The following is a 17,032-nucleotide window of genomic DNA, read 5'->3' on the forward strand; positions in this document are numbered from 1 at the left end:
AAAATCAACCTCGCTTCGCAACGCGTACCCTTTAAAATCATTAGGTATCTGCGGCACCAAAATATGAACAAGCCGCCACAAAAAACTTATCATCAATTAATCTATTTCAGGTCATCAACACTAAAAAATTAGCGTTTACTGCTATATACCATCTCAATCAATCTTGTCGTTAGCGCCGCCGACTTGCCACTGGCGATAGGCTCTGTACCTGTTGCTATGGCCGCCTCAAAATCCTGAATAATCGCTCGGTGCGCGCTGCTGTCGGCAACAGCGGCGCTGACGGCGCCATTGTGTTCATAGTGAAACTGGGTATTCGTAGGGTTGGCAATGCCATCTATATGCCAAGCAGAGATTACATCGTCTGTTAGTGTAAATGAGCCCTTGTCACAGTGAACCTCTAAGCGGGTGGCGAAGCCGGGGCGAGTGGCGGTTGATGCGACTAAGGTGCCGATCATGCCGGCATTGTTGCAGCCTGTTTCGGGGCCGTAACGCAGCAAGGCGGCGCCGTGGTCTTCTACTTCTATATTGTGCGCAAAGGTATCCAGCTCACTCACCACGCGCGCGGGCAGCCCGAAGAACCAGCCGTAAATATCTAGGTTGTGCGCAGCTTGCTGCATAAAGGGCCCGCCGCCATCTATATCCCAACCGCCGCGATAGCTGCCACTGTCGTAATAACTCTGCGCGCGATAGCATTTTACCGAGAGATCGGCGGCAAATATTTTGCCAAAAGCATCAGTATCAATTAATTGTTTAATGGCGCGAACATCGGGATTAGTGCGGCGCTGAAAACTCACCGCTAAGACCACACCCGCCTGCGCGCAAGCACGCAGCATTTGCTCGGCTTGCGCGCTATTAATGGCGAGAAGTTTTTCGGACAACACATGTTTTTTAAGCCGCGCTGCTTGCAGTGCACCCTCGCAATGTAAACCATTTGGCGTCGCTAAAATAACGGCATCAAACGCGCAACTCACCGCATCGAGTGTTGCGAAGCACGGCAACTCCGGCCGCGACGCTGGTTTACGACCCGAGCGAGAAACACAGGCAACTATGTCACCCGTTATTTGCCCTGCCACCTGCAATGCAGTTATTGCGGCAATATAGGTATCACTAATTGTACCCGTACCCACTAAAACGTATTTCATTGTGTTGCCACCTTATGCATTTAAAAATAATCCACTTCGCAGTCTCACGCCTTCGTAAAAAATTAGCTTGCGCATAAAACACCCGCTGAACTAATATACGCACGCTTTTCAAACAATGGAAATTACAGGAGTTAATATGTTTAATTTTGGATGGAAAACTAAAGCAATTGGATTTGTTGTATTGCTTGCCGTGGGCTTTGCCTATTCTCTTTACGCGAAAGAACAAAATGCCGGTTATGCTAAGGCACCTCAAGTTGGCGATGTTTACACAGTCAAACTAAAATCGTTTTTCCCCTCTGACAATCAAAGCTCTTACCCCTACGGTGTGATGAAAATTGAATCTGTGCAAAATGGACAGGTTACATTCAATATTGCAAGTGCACGTTTTGGCAACGCTAAAAGTGTCAGAAAGTCGCTCAGTGCCGATGGCGGAAAACCAGACTTTTACAGCGGCGATACGCTTGATGTAGCGGTTGATACGCTAGCGGGCCTCGTTGAATCAGATGGCATTACTGATATTTCTCGATAGAAAAATAGCGGCTAGTTAGAAAGAAGATAGCTGCAACTTTTTACATCAGCCCAATAAAAAAGCCGAAGCCCTTAATAGCGCTTCGGCTTTTTTATTGCGCGTTGCTTAGTTACAAACTCAACACTTTCTCACCGCGCGATATACCACTCACACCGCTGCGCACTACTTCAATAATCGAGGCGTCGCCAACAGCTTGTAAAAAGGCATCAAGCTTATCGCTCGCACCGGTAATTTGAATGGTGTAAAGCGAGCTGGTAACGTCGATGATTTGACCGCGAAAAATATCCACGCAGCGTTTTACTTCTGCACGTTGAGCGCCTGACGCTTTGACTTTAATCAACATCAACTCGCGCTCTATGTGCGCGCCTTCGGTTAAATCAACCAGCTTCACCACATCAATTAATTTGTTGAGGTGTTTGGTGATTTGCTCGATTTTGTGATCGTCACCCAAGGTGGTTAAGGTCAAACGCGAGAGCGTTGGATCTTCCGTTGGCGCAACCGTTAAACTTTCAATGTTGTAACCGCGTTGGGAGAACAAACCCACTACACGCGATAAAGCACCGGGGGCGTTTTCCAATAAAACAGAAATGATTCTCCGCATTTTATGTACGCTCCGTTTTGCTTAATAACATGTCGCGCATAGAGCCGTTGGGCGCAATTTGCATGGGGTAAACGTGTTCACTTTGATCAACCATGATATCCATAAACACCACGCGATCGGTCATGGCAAAACACTCTTCCAACTTGGCTTTCAAGTCTTCTTTTTTGGTGACGCGCATACCTACGTGGCCATAAGCTTCGGCGAGTTTTACGAAGTCTGGCAAAGAGTCTTCATACAAGCTTTCGGCGTAGCGACCTTGGTATTGCATATCTTGCCACTGACGCACCATGCCCAAGGCTTGGTTGTTAAGGCAGATAATTTTTACCGGCAAACGGTATTGCGTGCAGCATGACAACTCTTCAATGCACATTTGAATTGAGCCTTCGCCCGTAATACACACCACGGTTGCATCGCGATGCGCCATCTGCACCCCCATAGCCGCAGGCAAACCAAAGCCCATGGTGCCGAGACCACCGGAGTTGATCCAGCGACGTGGCTTGTCGAACTTGTAGTACTGCGCCGCGAACATTTGATGCTGACCAACGTCAGACGTCACAAAGGCGTCGCCCTTGGTTACGTCCCACACCGCTTGAATAACTTCTTGCGGTTTAATTTTATCGGTCGTGGTATCGAAACGGTTTTGATGATAAATACCGTGACGCTCACGCCACTCATTAATCTGTACCCACCAAGCTGCAATCGCTTCTGCATCTGGTTGCTCGTCCGCTTCTTTAATCAAGGCGAGCATTTCACCCAGAACGCTATCAACCGCACCCACAATAGGTACATCAGCAGCGATGGTTTTTGAAATAGACGCCGGGTCTATGTCGATATGAATGATTTTAGCGTTAGGGCAAAACTTGCTCACGGTGTTGGTCACGCGGTCATCAAAACGCGCACCTATAGCCAAAATTACATCGCTATGATGCATGGCAGTGTTGGCCTCAAAAGTCCCGTGCATGCCCAACATGCCCAAAAAGCGCTTGTCAGTCGCAGGGTAAGCACCCAAGCCCATCAAGGTATTAGTGCAGGGGAAGTCGAGTAACTTAACCAGTTCCGTTAGCAAATCTGAAGCGTTGCCTTGCACGACTCCGCCACCGGCATAGATAACGGGGCGCTTAGCGGCAAGCAGCAACTGCACTGCTTTTTTAATTTGGCCAGAGTGACCACGGGTCGCTGGCGAGTATGAGCGCAGCTTTACCTTATCGGGATATTCGTAAGGAAAGGTGTGCGTAGGCGCAGTCAAATCCTTAGGCACATCGATAACCACAGGGCCGGGGCGGCCAGTAGCAGCAATGTAATAAGCCTTTTTAACGATATCCGGAATTTCGCTCGGGTGCTTAACCATAAAGCTGTGCTTAACGATAGGGCGCGAAATACCCACCATGTCGGTTTCCTGGAAGGCGTCTTCACCGATCAAGTGACTTTGCACCTGACCCGAGATCACCACCATCGGAATAGAATCCATATAGGCCGTCGCAATACCAGTAATGGCATTGGTCGCACCTGGGCCGGAGGTCACCAGTACAGTACCGACCTTACCGGTTGAACGGGCATAGCCGTCAGCCGCGTGAGTCGCCGCTTGTTCATGGCGAACAAGAATGTGTTGTACGTCAGATTGACGATAAATAGCGTCATAGATATGAAGCGCAGCGCCGCCTGGATAACCGAAAACGTGTTCTACGCCCTCGTCTCTTAAGGCGCGGATGAGCATATCTCCGCCTGAAAGCATTTCCACGATGATTCCCCTTTTAGGTATCAAATTTACGCCGCTAAAACCCCGAGGGCTTTAGTGATTGGAGGCGTTTGTGCTTGAGCACATAAGTTGGCGAGAGTCGGCGGCAGGGCGACGAGCTTTCGCAGTTGAATGATCCACGATACGAAGCCCGGCAAGGCCAAGATCGGACCAGCGCAAACCCTGCAGGTAAACAGCGGCTTGCTCGGCGCCAGGGTGAATAACCGCGACGCCAGCAGATGGGGCGATAAGAGGGTGACTTATCGGGGGAGTGGAAGATCCAAATTGGAGGAACAACCACTGACCATCTGGCAGAAGCAGCAATTGTCCCAAGATAAGCACCAATGTCAAGAAAATAACACCCTAAAAGGTTATTTTTAACTCAGCACTATCGCTGCCACGGTTAAAACGCCGCAAAAGAATCAACAATCAATAACCATACGACCCAATAATTGAAGAACCAAGTGATAAGAGCGAGGGAAGGCTAAACAGGCCACAAGGTAAAAACATTATCGCACTCTAGGTATTTCGCCACTCAAGCCCCTACTGTACTGGCTCACATTATCTTGAATTGCAGTTCCACTCCCGCTGCAATCGGTCTATAGTTGACGCTATAGCAATCCAAAAGGCCGTTTTCATGAAATACGTAGCAACATTATTTTTAGTAGCTGGGCTTATTGCAGGCCATATGGCAGAAGCCGCAAAGGTTTACACTTGGACAGATAAAAACGGCACCGTTCACTACGGAGAGCGCCCGCCCAAAGATGTAAACGCGAGCCTCATTCATGCTCGCACAGGTCACAGTGCAGCAGAGCCAGCGGCAGAAGCGCCCGCAGCAACGCCTCAAACCAAGAGTGGCGGCACAGAAGTAATGACGCAAAACCCCGAACGCTGCGCACAGGCCAAACATAATTTAAATGAATTAAAAAGCTACAGCCGCATCAAAGTAAAGGATGAGAACGGCGAGTTACGCGTATTAAGCGAAGAAGAAAAGAACGCTAAAATTGCCAATATGCAAAAAATTGCTGATGAAAGCTGCTAAACCGCTCCCTTAAAAAGCCTTCGATCTAAAACAACAAGCCCCTCATGATGACAACAACTGTTGCAACCATGAGGGGTTTGTTATTTCGACCTTAAAAAATATTCGCCCTCAAAGCAGGCGCAAACTTAATGCGCGCGCTTCGCCTCAAACACCAGCTTATCGCCCACAACTGAGCCGTGAATAATGGCGCCCGGCATAAATTTACCGGCCAAAATATCCTGCGCCAAAGGGTTTTCAATTTGCTGCTGTATCGCACGCTTTAACGGCCGCGCGCCATAAACAGGGTCAAACCCTGCCAAGGCTAAACGATCCATTACCGCGTCATCCAACTCCAAACCTAAATCGCGCTCGGCCAAACGCTTACGCAACAAGTCCAATTGAATATCGGCAATACCACGAATCTGCTCGCGCCCCAGTGGGTGAAACACCACCACCTCATCAATGCGGTTAATAAACTCCGGGCGGAAGTGACTAGTCACCACGTCCATCACGGCATCTTTCATGGCGTTGTAGCGATTTTCGTTATTGAGCGAGTTGTTCATGTCGCCGCCCACCACACTGTCGAAGCTGACGGTGTCGAAAGATTTATCTTCCGCTAGCTCCTGAATGCGATCGGAACCCAAATTAGACGTCATAACAATAACCGTGTTGCGGAAATCTACGGTGCGCCCTTGGCCATCGGTTAAACGGCCATCATCCAACACCTGCAGTAAAATATTGAACACATCAGGGTGCGCCTTTTCCACTTCATCCAACAACAAAACAGAATAGGGTTTGCGGCGCACGGCCTCCGTAAGGTAACCACCCTCTTCATAGCCAACATAACCGGGCGGCGCACCGATTAAGCGTGCGACTGAATGCTTTTCCATAAACTCCGACATGTCGATACGCACCATGGCATCGGCAGTATCAAACAAAAATTCAGCCAGCGATTTACACAGCTCTGTTTTACCCACGCCTGTTGGCCCTAAAAACAAAAAGGAACCATTGGGACGATTGGCATCTGACAAGCCCGCACGCGAGCGCCGCACTGCATTAGAGACAGCAACTACCGCCTCGTGCTGGCCAATAACACGATTGTGTAAAGCGTCTTCCATACGCAGCAATTTTTCGCGCTCACCTTCTAACATTTTGGACACAGGAATACCGGTCCATTTAGACACCACTTCGGCAATCTCTTCGTCGGTGACTTTGTTGCGCAACAACTTCATATCCATCATTTCCGCTTGGCCAGCCATATCCAACTGTTTTTCCAATTGCGGAATTATGCCGTATTGCAATTCTGACATGCGCGTTAAGTCGCTGCTGCGGCGCGCTGCCTCCAAGTCTAAGCGCGCCTGTTCTAGCTGGCTTTTAATTTCTTGCGAGCCCTGCAATGCCGCTTTTTCTGCGCGCCAAATTTCTTCAAGGTCGCCATATTCCCGATCAAACTTTTCGATATCCGCATCAATTTTCGCGAGGCGTTTTTTACTCGCGTCATCCTCTTCTTTTTTCACTGCTTCGCGTTCAATTTTTAATTGAATTAAACGGCGTTCCAAGCGATCCATCTCTTCTGGCTTGGAGTCGATCTCCATCCGAATACGGCTCGCGGCTTCGTCGATAAGATCAATGGCCTTATCCGGCAGCTGGCGATCAGTGATGTAGCGCTGAGACAACTTTGCAGCAGCAATAATCGCCGCATCGGTAATATCCACACCGTGGTGAACTTCATAGCGCTCTTTTAACCCGCGCAAAATAGCAATGGTGTCAGATTCACTGGGTTCATCCACTTGTACTTTTTGAAAGCGGCGCTCGAGCGCAGCATCTTTTTCAATAAATTTGCGATATTCATCGAGCGTAGTCGCACCCACGCAATGCAACTCACCGCGCGCCAAGGCGGGCTTGAGCATATTGCCAGCATCCATAGCGCCTTCGCCTTTTCCAGCGCCCACCATGGTGTGCAATTCATCGATAAATAAAATAATGCGCCCTTCTTGGCGACTCAGTTCATTAATGACGGCTTTTAATCGCTCTTCAAATTCACCGCGAAATTTTGCGCCCGCCAACAACCCAGCAATATCTAATGACAGGACGCGTTTATTTTTTAAACCTTCCGGCACTTCGCCATTCACAATGCGCTGCGCCAAACCTTCTACAATCGCAGTTTTACCCACGCCCGGCTCACCGATTAATACAGGGTTGTTTTTACTGCGACGCTGCAACACCTGAATAGTGCGACGAATTTCATCGTCGCGGCCGATCACTGGGTCGAGCTTCCCAGCTTCGGCGCGCGCGGTTAAATCGACGGTGTATTTTTCAAGGGCTTGGCGACTGCCTTCTGAATCGGCATCGTCAACGGACTCGCCGCCGCGCGCTTTTTGAATAGCTTGCTGCAAGCGCTGTACATTACCGTATTTTTTCAGCAACTCGCCGATACCGCCCTGCATTTCAATCATGGCAACAAGGAGTACGGAATCGCTGGAGACAAATTTATCGCCCACTTTTTGCGCGTGACGATCAGCAAGATTTAACAAGCGCACCATATCCGGTGACATGCTGACTTCGCCTGTGGGGTTTTGAATACGCGCTAGTTTTTCTAACTGCGCATTGAGCGCGGTACGCAAACCTGCTACATCGAACCCAGCTTGCGTGAGCACTAAGCGCACACTGCCCGCGCCCTTTTGGTCGATCATCGCGAGCAGCAGGTGATGCGGGTCAAGCTGGCTGTGGTCTTGCCCCAAGGCAATAGACTGAGCATCTGAGAGCGCTAATTGAAGTTGGTTGGTAAGACGATCTATACGCATGTTGAAGCCTCAAGAAAACAGAGTTAACCCAATGCTTCAGACGTGGGGGCGCAGCGGTGTAATTCAAGCTGAGCGAGCGGCTCAGCGTGTTATTTGCGCGCTTAGTTTGCGTTAAATCAACTTTGACGCGGGGTTTCTTGTACATCGAAGAATTTTATCGAGAGCGGATAGGATTTAACCACGCCTTTATTGGCGTCGAGAGCGCCCAAAATGATGAAAATAACCGAGCAGATACCCAATACAGTCAACATAAAGAAGCCGATTATTAACAGGCAGAGAATGCCACTCACCACCGCATAGATAAACGAGCTGAGCATCCAATTCATGGCCACTCGCCCCTGCTGGTCAATATAGGGGTCATCTTTCTTCGACTGCCATAAAATCAGTGGCACCACTATTCCCACAAGGGGAAACAACCAAGAGCAAAATTGCGAGAGATGCAGGAACATTGCGTAGTCGTAATTGCTGACGGGCGTAAGCGTGTGCGATGTGGAGGGCGCCGCGCCTTCATTTAAAATTCGCGCCTTGGCTTGCTGGTACTCCTCCTCTGTAATCATGCCTTTTTCTTTTAGCTCATTCAGCTTTTCAATTTGTTCCAAATTCATTTTTGACACCCTTATCAAATTAATTGATTACTGATACTTAGATGACGAAAAAGACAGTTTGGATTCAACTTTTTTATTTTTTGCGGATTACTTTTGACAATGATTAGTGTTTAAGCCAAATCACACTCGCCATGCGCCCTGTCACTCCAGCGCGGCGATAGGAGTAAAAACGCTCAGTATCGGCATAGGTACAGTAATCGCCGCCGTAAATCGCCGTCACACCAAGGGCTTGAAGCTCCGCACGCGCCAAGGCGTAGATATCCGCATAAAAGTGTAACGGGCGCTCGCTAGAGATAAAGGCAGCCGCTATCTGCTCGGCATGTTGGGCATTGCGGGCGCGTTTAAAAAACGCCTCCAGCACATCAATGCCAACTTCAAAATGCTTTTGTGAAATTGCAGGGCCGAGATAGGCCATTAGATGCTGCGGTGGCGTCTTAAACTTTTGCAGCCCGCGTGCGCATATACCTTGCGCCAAACTGCGCCAGCCACAGTGGAGTGCGGCGACTTCAGTGCCCGCACTATCACACAGCAATACAGGCAAACAGTCCGCCGTCATCACCACGCAGGCTTGCCCCGTTTGATTGCTGTAGCAGCCATCGGCGGTGCGCACCAAGCCATCCGCTTTTGCCGTTACGACTTTCACACCGTGTATTTGCTCCAGCCATTGCGGCTTGGTTTCAACACCTCGCGCATCCACCAACCCGAGCAGCTGGCAAAGCGCGGCGCGGTTTTGTTGCACCGCTTCCACTGCATCGCCCACATGTAGCCCGAGGTTATTGCTGGCATAGGGCGCAAGACTCACACCACCTTGGCGCGTGCTGATTGCAATCTGTACGGACTCAGGCGCGGGCCATTGGGGCTGAATAAACACCCCCATTAATCCTCGTCGTCGTGGATATAGCCTTTGTTCAAAGCGTCGAGCAGATTCTGGAAGTCTGGCGGTACGGGCGCGGTCCACTCGGTATATTCACCGGTGCCGGGGTGCTCCAAGCCGAGCTTTGCGGCATGCAATGCCTGACGCGGAAATGCTTTCAGCGTGTCAATCAGGTGCTGATTAGCGCCCTTGGGAATTCTAAAACGCTTGCCGTAGGTTGAGTCGCCCACTAGGTTAAAACCTATGTGCGCCATGTGCACACGAATTTGGTGAGTGCGGCCCGTTTCGAGCTTAACGCGTATGTGGGTGTGGTGCGGATAGCGTTTGGCGACACGATAATGAGTTACCGCGCGCTTGCCGCCAGAACTGAGTACCGCCATCAATTTGCGCTGGGTAGGATGACGCCCCATAGGCGCATCTACTGTGCCGCCGCCGGTCATAACGCCAACGGCAATCGCTTCATATTCACGGCTGACGGTGCGATCAGCAAGCTGTTCCACTAAGTCTGTATGCGCCTCAAGGGTTTTCGCTACCACCATCAAACCTGTAGTTTCTTTGTCGAGGCGGTGCACTATGCCTGCGCGCGGTAAATTAATGAGATCCGGCACATGATTGAGCAAGGCATTGAGCAAGGTGCCCGTCTGATTGCCTGCGGCGGGGTGCACAACCAAGCCAGCGGGCTTATTGATAATAATAAGATCATCGTCTTCATGGACGATATTGAGCTGAATCTCTTCCGGCTCCCAGGTGCCTTGCGCTTCTAACTCAGCATTCAGGTCGAGCACTTCACCACCAATTAACTTCTCTTTCGGCTTGGTGACACGACCATCAACCGTCAGCTGGCCATCTTTAATCCAGCTTTGTAAGCGCGATCGCGAAAAATCGGGGAACAACTCCGAAGCCGCTTGGTCGAAGCGCATACCACTCATATTGATGGGTACCTTAGCGCTCAGTTCATAAACATCTTTCATTGATTAACCTCTGTCGGTGATTCTGGACCCGTTTATTAAGGCCTAAAATCGGGAATTTGGAGTCGCTGCGTTGGTATCCGCGATTCTCTGTGTTTAAATACTCCGCCGCGCACTTCGCGGCTTCACTTTTTCATTCGATATAAGAGTTTATAGCCCTATGCGAGTCATGCATGTTTTGTTGCTCAGCGCCTTTGTTCTACTGACGGCCTGCTCCTCTAAAGAACCTGAATTCATTACCGAAGCGGACTTATATCAAGCCGCCGGCGAACAGCTTGAGCGCAGCCAGTGGGAAGCCGCCATCAAAAACCTGAACTCCCTCGAGGAAAATTTCCCCTTCGGCACCTACTCTGATCAAGCGCAATTAGAGCTGATCTACGCCCAGTTCAGTTCCGATGAACCCGATGCCGCCATAGCAACCGCCAACCGCTTTATTCGCCTTCACCCCCAGCACCGCAACGTAGACTATGCCTACTACATGCTGGGCATGAGCGCCTTTGTGAAAGATAAAGGCATGTTCGAGCGGGTATTGCCGGTAGATATCTCTAAGCGCGACCCTGGTGCCGCGCGCGACTCTCTCGCCAATTTTACCCAATTATTGAATCGCTTTCCCGACAGCCCCTATGCCGCCGACGCCAAGAAGCGCATGTTATACCTTCGCAACCTCTTAGCGCGCTATGAAATTCATGTTGCTAACTATTATTTCAAGCGCGGCGCCTATTTGGCGGCCACTGGGCGCGGGCGCTATGTGCTGGAAAACTACCCCAAAACCCCTGCCACTCCTGATGCGCTAGCGGTTTTGGTAGAAGGTTATCACCAGCTTAAAATGAACGCACAGGAAACCGAAATGCTGGAGATTCTGCGCACCAACTACCCAGACTATCCCGCGCTAGATAAAAAGGGCCGCTTTGACCATGAGTTTATGTATGACAACGGCAAATCAAAATGGCTTGCGTTCTTGTCATTTGGCTTGTTCAGCAAAAACGAAATTACCGGCTTTGATACCCGCGAACTTTACGACCCTCAGTTTAAGCCCATGGCTAAGGTTGCTCGCCCTTAGTGGTGCAACCGAGAAAGGGGGTTCAACGTAGCAATATGTAAAATCCCCTTCGATAAAAAAGGCCGCATTGCGGCCTTTTTTATGGGCGGAACACCGAAAAACTACTCACCGAGCTTCCAGCCAGAGGTAATCGGGTAGCGCCTATCGCGCCCAAAGCCGCGCTGGCTTATGCGCACACCTATAGGAGCCTGACGCCGTTTGTACTCGTTGATATCCACCAAGCGCAGTACCCGCTCCACCTGATCACGGGCAAAGCCTCGAGCAATAATCGCTTCAGCACTGCAATCTTGCTCGACATAGAGCGCGAGAATTTGATCGAGAATTTCATAGGGAGGCAAGCTGTCTTCATCTTTTTGATCAGGCGCCAATTCCGCTGAGGGCGGACGAGTAATCACCGATTCAGGAATAACAGCACCTAAGCTGTTGCGATAGGTCGCCAGTTCAAACACCAATATTTTGGGTACATCCTTAAGTGCATCAAAGCCGCCGGCCATGTCGCCATAGAGTGTGGAGTAACCCACCGCCATTTCGCTTTTATTGCCTGTGGTGAGCACCAAATAGCCTTTCTTGTTGGAAATAGCCATTAGCAATACACCGCGGCAACGTGCCTGTAGGTTTTCTTCCGTAGTGTCGCGCGCGCAACCCGTAAACTCATCAGCCAACGCCGCCATAAAAGCTTCATACATGGGTTCAATGCTGATAGAGCTGTAACGTACACCCATGCGCTGCGCTTGATCAGCGGCATCGGTTTTACTCAAGTCGGAGGTGTAGCGAAAGGGCATCATCACCGCCTCAACCCGATCAGCTCCTAAGGCATCGACGGCAATGGCTAAGGTCAGGGCCGAATCGATTCCGCCGGAAAGCCCTAAGACCACACCTTTAAAACGGTTTTTGTTAACGTAGTCGCGCATACCCAATACCAACGCCTGATAAACATTGGCCAACTTGGGAGCCACTAGCGCCATTTCTTGCGGCAAGACTTGTATCTGGGGCTGATGGGTCAAGAGGCTTACGCAATAGCTCCCCTCGACACAGGCAGCTGCGCGAAATTGAATTTCACCCTGCCCATCGGCCACCACAGAGCCACCGTCAAATACCAGCTCATCTTGCCCACCAACGAGATTGACATAAACCACCGGCATAGCACCTTCACAGGCACGCTTGGTGATAATGGCCTCGCGCTCTTGCTGCTTCCCCTGATGATAGGGAGAGGCATTGAGATTGAGCATAAGCTTCGCGCCTGCTGCCCGCGCCTGCGCCATAGGCCCAGCCTGCCAAATGTCCTCACACACACTTAGGGCCGTGGGCACGCCGTTTAAGTCGAACACGCAGGGACTATCGCCCGCCGCAAAATAGCGCAGTTCATCAAATACTTGGTAATTCGGCAGACACTGCTTGGCATATTCAGCCACCAATTTACCATTTTGAATCACCCCTGCCATGTTGTAGAGCAGGCCATCTTTGTGACGCGGATAACCAACCACTATCGCCAGAGGCAAATTGGCGGCTTGCAGTTCTGCCAAGGAGCGTTCAATACGCGCCGCCAAGCTCGGACGCAACAGCAAGTCTTCAGGCGGATAGCCCGTCAGGGTCAACTCAGGGAAGACGATGGCGTCGGCCCCATGCTCAGCAATAGCAGCACGACTTGCCGCCAATACCTTAGCAGTATTACCGGGAATATCCCCCACGAGGGTGTTGACCTGGGCAAGGGTTATGTGAAGCTGCGACATACGCGTACTCTCTCAATAATTCAGCAATAGCATCTGTAAAAAAGGTTATGCCAAGATGTTTTGACGCATCAGGATTATAAGGGCCCGAAAGTTGTAGCTATGGTAGAGCGCACCTTTCGCCCAAACCACAGCACTAACGATGTCAGCTTATCCATAAACTCAAGCACAACAAACCGAACCACAAACTGATAAACTCGCCTTCACCATGACTAGCCGGCCCGCTAGCATCAAGCCAAGAACTAGTTAAGAACAATAAACTCAAGCGGCAGCTTAGGATTCTAAAAGTCGCGCATTGTCCGTGATATTTTGCCGTAAAGCCAAATAGATTTTACTCAGCCTAGCCTCAAAGGACGCCACACTGCCCCTATGAAAGCAAATTCCAATAATTCTTTGGGTAACTACAACCCCTACGACCTGCTGCGTATTTACACCTATTACCGCACCCTGTTAGGGAGCGTACTCTTGCTGATGTTTCAGCTGCAGTACGCGAGCAAAGCCATAGGCGAAGATAACCCCGACTTATTCTTTTATAGCTCGCTCGGTTACACCCTCTTTAATTTCATCTCACTCGTCATGATGTGGCAGGTCAAATACCAGCCTTCACAGCGCAAACTGTTTAGCACCCTCGTGGTCGATGTGATCGCTATATCGCTCATGATGCATGCCAGTGGCGGCGCACTCAGTGGCTTAGGTTACTTGCTGCTGATCGCCATAGCCGCTGGCGGTATCATGCTGCGCGAGCGCATAGCAACTTTCCTCGCCGCCATCACCACACTTGCCGTACTGACTGAAGGCCTCTATCGCTTTTTTTTCATGCAGGATGAGAATAAAACACTCCTAGCCTCTGGCGCACTCAGTGCGCTCGCCTTTTTGACATCATTGGCCTTTCAATATCTCACTCGCAAAATTCGTATATCCCAAGCGGAAGCACAGCGACAAGCACAGCATGCGGAACACTTACAAAAGTTAGCGCAGCTCATTATCGAGCGTATGCGCACTGGCATCATTGTGTTCAATCGCGACAACGATATTGAATTATTTAATCAATCCGCACTGGACTTACTCGGGCTGCAAAAAACAGACGACAACCTTAAGCTCACGCAAATCCCAGAGCTGCACGACAAGCTGATCAACTGGCAGCGCCATCAAAAAAGTCACTCACCTTTCCTAAAGCTCAACAATCAAAATGCCAGTGAAATTAAAGTTAATTTCGCCTACTTAGAGCCAGAAAAAGCCAGTGAAACACTTATTTTTGTCGAAGACGTACGCGCGCTCAACCAACAGGCACAACAACTTAAGCTTGCCTCTTTAGGACGGCTAACCGCCAGCATCGCGCATGAAATTCGCAACCCACTTGGCGCAATTAGCCATGCCAGTCAACTGCTCAGCGAAGGCCAAACACTGCCGGCGAGTGATAAGCGTTTACTCGACATCATTGTCAATCACAGCAAGCGCGTTAATCAAATTATTGAAAATATTTTACAACTCTCACGGCGCAGACCCTCATCACCGGAGCAGGTCAACTTACGTCAATGGCTGCCGCAATTTATTAACGAATACAAGCTCAGTAAAAGCAGCACCAACCAACCCAATATATTGCTGCTCGAACAAGACTTAATAGCCCCCAAAGCTGCCGACAATTATGATGACACGGCAGATGATGCGCTCGCCGCAAAGTTTGACTTGAGCCAACTACAACAGGTCCTCACCAACCTTTGTGACAATGGTTTACGCTACGGCATTCCAACCCTAGGGCGCCCCGATTTACGCATTGAGATAGGGCTAGATTCATACCAGCAACCCTACGTGCGCGTAGTAGACTATGGCCCAGGTATTTCTGCAGACAATCGTCGCCATTTATTTGAGCCTTTTTTCACCACAGAGAATACCGGCTCTGGCCTAGGGCTTTATATATGCAAAGAACTCTGTGAAGCCAATCAAGCATTGATTAGCTACCAGCATGCGCCGCACCAGGAAAGTTGTTTTCTAATACAAATGGCTCATCCCGACAAAGCGCACTAATTCGCGCACCAGCATTACAGGTAACCCATGTCTGATAAACGCGCACTGATCATCGATGACGAACCCGATATTCGCGAACTTCTGGAAATCACTCTAGGGCGCATGCAGATCAACACCGATAGTGCCGCCAGCATTGCTGAGGCCAAACAACAACTCGGCAAGAACCACTATGATTTGTGCCTAACTGATATGCACCTACCTGATGGTAATGGCTTGCATCTGGTGGAGTTTATTCAACAGCAATACCCTCGCCTGCCCGTTGCCGTTATTACTGCGCACGGTAGTATCGATACCGCCATTGAGTCCATGAAAGCAGGGGCATTTGATTTCATCTCCAAGCCCGTTGACCTAGCCACACTGCGCAAGCTGGTGAATACGGCTATAGAATCCGGCCAGCTCGCCGCCGTAATAGACCCTAAAAGCAGCGGCATTATTGGTGAAAGCAAAGCGATTCAAGAGCTAAATCGCAGCATTCAAAAATTAGCGCGCTCACAAGCGCCGGTTTACATCAGTGGCGAATCGGGCTCGGGGAAAGAGTTAGTTGCCCACTCAATTCATGACCTAGGGCCACGCGCTAACAACAATTTTATCGCCGTAAACTGTGGCGCCATACCGCGAGAGCTGATGGAGAGTGAATTCTTCGGCCACAAAAAAGGCAGCTTTACGGGTGCTCATCAAGACAAGTTAGGACTATTTCAAGCCGCTGAAGGTGGCACCTTATTTTTTGACGAAGTAGCGGACCTCCCCCTCGACATGCAGGTAAAATTACTGCGTACGATTCAAGAAAAAACCGTTCGCCCCGTGGGTTCGGCTGAAGAGATAGCAATCGATGTGCGCATACTTTGCGCCACTCATAAAAACCTAGAGCAAGAAGTCAAAGAGGGGCGTTTCCGCCAAGATTTATTTTATCGTTTAAACGTAATCCAACTCAGTGTGGTACCACTGCGCGAACGGCGCGGTGATATTGCGCTGCTGACTCAATATCTACTGCAAAAGCTTTCCGCTGAAATCGACCTGCCGGCCCCGCAACTCTCGTCAAAAGCGCAAGAGCTGCTCAATGAGTATCACTTTCCCGGTAACGTACGCGAGCTGGAAAATATCCTTGAGCGCGCCTTCACGCTCTGTGAAAGCGACCTTATTGACGAAAATGATTTACAGCTAAAACCGCAGATCAACAATACGGCGACTACCAGCAGCAAAGCACCTCTGCAAGAAAGTGGCGCGCCCAGCCAGCGCGCCAACATTAATATCGTTGACTATCCCGCTCGCTGCGCGGAATACCCGTCTATTGATAACTACTTGCAGGATGTAGAAAAAGAAATCCTCTGCCATGCACTTGAACAAGCCAAATGGAATAAAACCTTTGCCGCCAAGCAGCTAGGTATCACCTTTCGCTCGCTGCGCTATAGACTACAAAAATTGGGGTTAGATGACGAGTAACCATAAAAAAAGCCCCTGAAAAGGGGCTTAATAAAGATGTACTTGGACAATAATATATCCGCCTACCAACAAGCAGCAGTATTTAGAGTATTGCCATCTGTTCTAGCTGTCTTCACTCCCGTCTGATCAAGCGTAAAGGTTCTGCACTGCGTATCCTTAAGCTGGCGTACAGAGGTAGCCGTTGCCGTTATTTGGTAAGTGCCTGCCGCCAAGGCTACCGCCGGTCTAATAACATAATGCCTATCTTTAGAAACAACTCCCGCCGAACCATTAAGTTCGTCAACTACAGAACATTTACCTGCAGCGGGGTTGTAACTATTTTGCGACGTGAAGCAGCGTTGCAAGCGCTGCGCCACATCACTTAGCGTCACCTTAGCATCAGAGCGATTTGTCTTGCGCACCTGATTCTCATATGAAGGATACGCAATAGCGGCCAAAATACCGATGATCGCGACTGCAATCATCAACTCAACCAATGTAAAACCTTTATTGCTGCTCATA

General features: G+C 49.9%; 15 protein-coding genes. 5 read left to right on the top strand and 10 right to left on the bottom strand.

Features of this window, described 5'->3' with window-relative positions; all coding sequences use genetic code 11:
• Positions 1 to 128: 128 nt before the first annotated feature.
• Positions 129 to 1,142 carry a Gfo/Idh/MocA family protein gene (locus tag AC0KUT_RS17735; RefSeq protein WP_488831722.1) on the bottom strand — a complete coding sequence of 338 codons (1,014 nt, stop codon included), beginning with the start codon at positions 1,140 to 1,142 and terminating at the stop codon, positions 129 to 131.
• Positions 1,143 to 1,278: 136 nt separating this feature from the next.
• Here AC0KUT_RS17735 and AC0KUT_RS17740 point away from each other — a divergent pair, with 136 nt between their 5' ends.
• The gene (locus AC0KUT_RS17740; protein WP_488831723.1) at positions 1,279 to 1,671 is read left to right on the top strand and encodes a hypothetical protein; all 393 of its coding nucleotides are present in this window, start codon (positions 1,279 to 1,281) and stop codon (positions 1,669 to 1,671) included.
• A 109-nt stretch (positions 1,672 to 1,780) separates the two neighbouring features.
• Here AC0KUT_RS17740 and ilvN read toward each other — a convergent pair whose 3' ends face one another.
• From ilvN to AC0KUT_RS17755, 3 genes are read right to left on the bottom strand one after another with little or no spacing between them, the layout of a single operon-like run.
• A complete protein-coding gene (gene ilvN, locus AC0KUT_RS17745; protein ID WP_488831724.1) occupies positions 1,781 to 2,272 on the bottom strand; it encodes an acetolactate synthase small subunit in 492 nt (163 codons plus the stop codon).
• A 1-nt stretch (position 2,273) separates the two neighbouring features.
• Positions 2,274 to 4,010: an acetolactate synthase 3 large subunit gene (locus AC0KUT_RS17750; RefSeq protein ID WP_488831725.1), complete on the bottom strand. Its 1,737-nt coding sequence runs from the start codon at positions 4,008 to 4,010 to the stop codon at positions 2,274 to 2,276.
• Between the two features lie 51 nt (positions 4,011 to 4,061).
• Complete coding sequence (locus AC0KUT_RS17755) at positions 4,062 to 4,358, bottom strand: hypothetical protein (protein ID WP_488831726.1); 297 nt, start codon at positions 4,356 to 4,358, stop codon at positions 4,062 to 4,064.
• Positions 4,359 to 4,644: 286 nt separating this feature from the next.
• On the opposite strand from AC0KUT_RS17755, the gene AC0KUT_RS17760 reads away from it, so the two are divergent.
• A complete protein-coding gene (locus AC0KUT_RS17760; RefSeq protein WP_488831727.1) occupies positions 4,645 to 5,049 on the top strand; it encodes a DUF4124 domain-containing protein in 405 nt (134 codons plus the stop codon).
• 125 nt (positions 5,050 to 5,174) lie between these two features.
• Here the strand turns inward: AC0KUT_RS17760 and clpB are convergent, their stop codons facing one another.
• The 4 genes from clpB to rluD form a co-directional block, all read right to left on the bottom strand.
• Entirely contained in the window at positions 5,175 to 7,832 is a 2,658-nt protein-coding gene (gene clpB, locus AC0KUT_RS17765) for an ATP-dependent chaperone ClpB (protein WP_488831728.1), read from the bottom strand.
• Positions 7,833 to 7,948: 116 nt separating this feature from the next.
• On the bottom strand, positions 7,949 to 8,437 hold the full coding sequence (locus AC0KUT_RS17770; RefSeq protein ID WP_488831729.1) for a magnetosome magnetite crystal formation protein family: 489 nt from the start codon (positions 8,435 to 8,437) through the stop codon (positions 7,949 to 7,951).
• 103 nt (positions 8,438 to 8,540) lie between these two features.
• Positions 8,541 to 9,308 carry a peptidoglycan editing factor PgeF gene (gene pgeF, locus AC0KUT_RS17775; protein ID WP_488831730.1) on the bottom strand — a complete coding sequence of 256 codons (768 nt, stop codon included), beginning with the start codon at positions 9,306 to 9,308 and terminating at the stop codon, positions 8,541 to 8,543.
• Between the two features lie 5 nt (positions 9,309 to 9,313).
• A complete protein-coding gene (rluD, locus tag AC0KUT_RS17780) occupies positions 9,314 to 10,282 on the bottom strand; it encodes a 23S rRNA pseudouridine(1911/1915/1917) synthase RluD (protein WP_488831731.1) in 969 nt (322 codons plus the stop codon).
• Between the two features lie 157 nt (positions 10,283 to 10,439).
• On the opposite strand from rluD, the gene AC0KUT_RS17785 reads away from it, so the two are divergent.
• Positions 10,440 to 11,339: an outer membrane protein assembly factor BamD gene (locus AC0KUT_RS17785; protein WP_488831732.1), complete on the top strand. Its 900-nt coding sequence runs from the start codon at positions 10,440 to 10,442 to the stop codon at positions 11,337 to 11,339.
• 101 nt (positions 11,340 to 11,440) lie between these two features.
• Here the strand turns inward: AC0KUT_RS17785 and AC0KUT_RS17790 are convergent, their stop codons facing one another.
• The gene (locus tag AC0KUT_RS17790) at positions 11,441 to 13,069 is read right to left on the bottom strand and encodes an NAD+ synthase (RefSeq protein WP_488831733.1); all 1,629 of its coding nucleotides are present in this window, start codon (positions 13,067 to 13,069) and stop codon (positions 11,441 to 11,443) included.
• Positions 13,070 to 13,435: 366 nt separating this feature from the next.
• On the opposite strand from AC0KUT_RS17790, the gene AC0KUT_RS17795 reads away from it, so the two are divergent.
• Positions 13,436 to 15,091 carry a sensor histidine kinase gene (locus tag AC0KUT_RS17795; RefSeq protein WP_488831734.1) on the top strand — a complete coding sequence of 552 codons (1,656 nt, stop codon included), beginning with the start codon at positions 13,436 to 13,438 and terminating at the stop codon, positions 15,089 to 15,091.
• A 27-nt stretch (positions 15,092 to 15,118) separates the two neighbouring features.
• A complete protein-coding gene (locus tag AC0KUT_RS17800) occupies positions 15,119 to 16,531 on the top strand; it encodes a sigma-54-dependent transcriptional regulator (RefSeq protein ID WP_488831735.1) in 1,413 nt (470 codons plus the stop codon).
• A gap of 62 nt (positions 16,532 to 16,593) precedes the next feature.
• Here the strand turns inward: AC0KUT_RS17800 and AC0KUT_RS17805 are convergent, their stop codons facing one another.
• Positions 16,594 to 17,031 (bottom strand): type IV pilin protein, encoded by a 438-nt coding sequence (locus AC0KUT_RS17805; RefSeq protein WP_488831736.1) that lies wholly within the window; start codon positions 17,029 to 17,031, stop codon positions 16,594 to 16,596.
• Position 17,032: the final 1 nt, after the last annotated feature.

It is taken from the genome of Cellvibrio sp. 25HG11W-0, assembly GCF_057815475.1.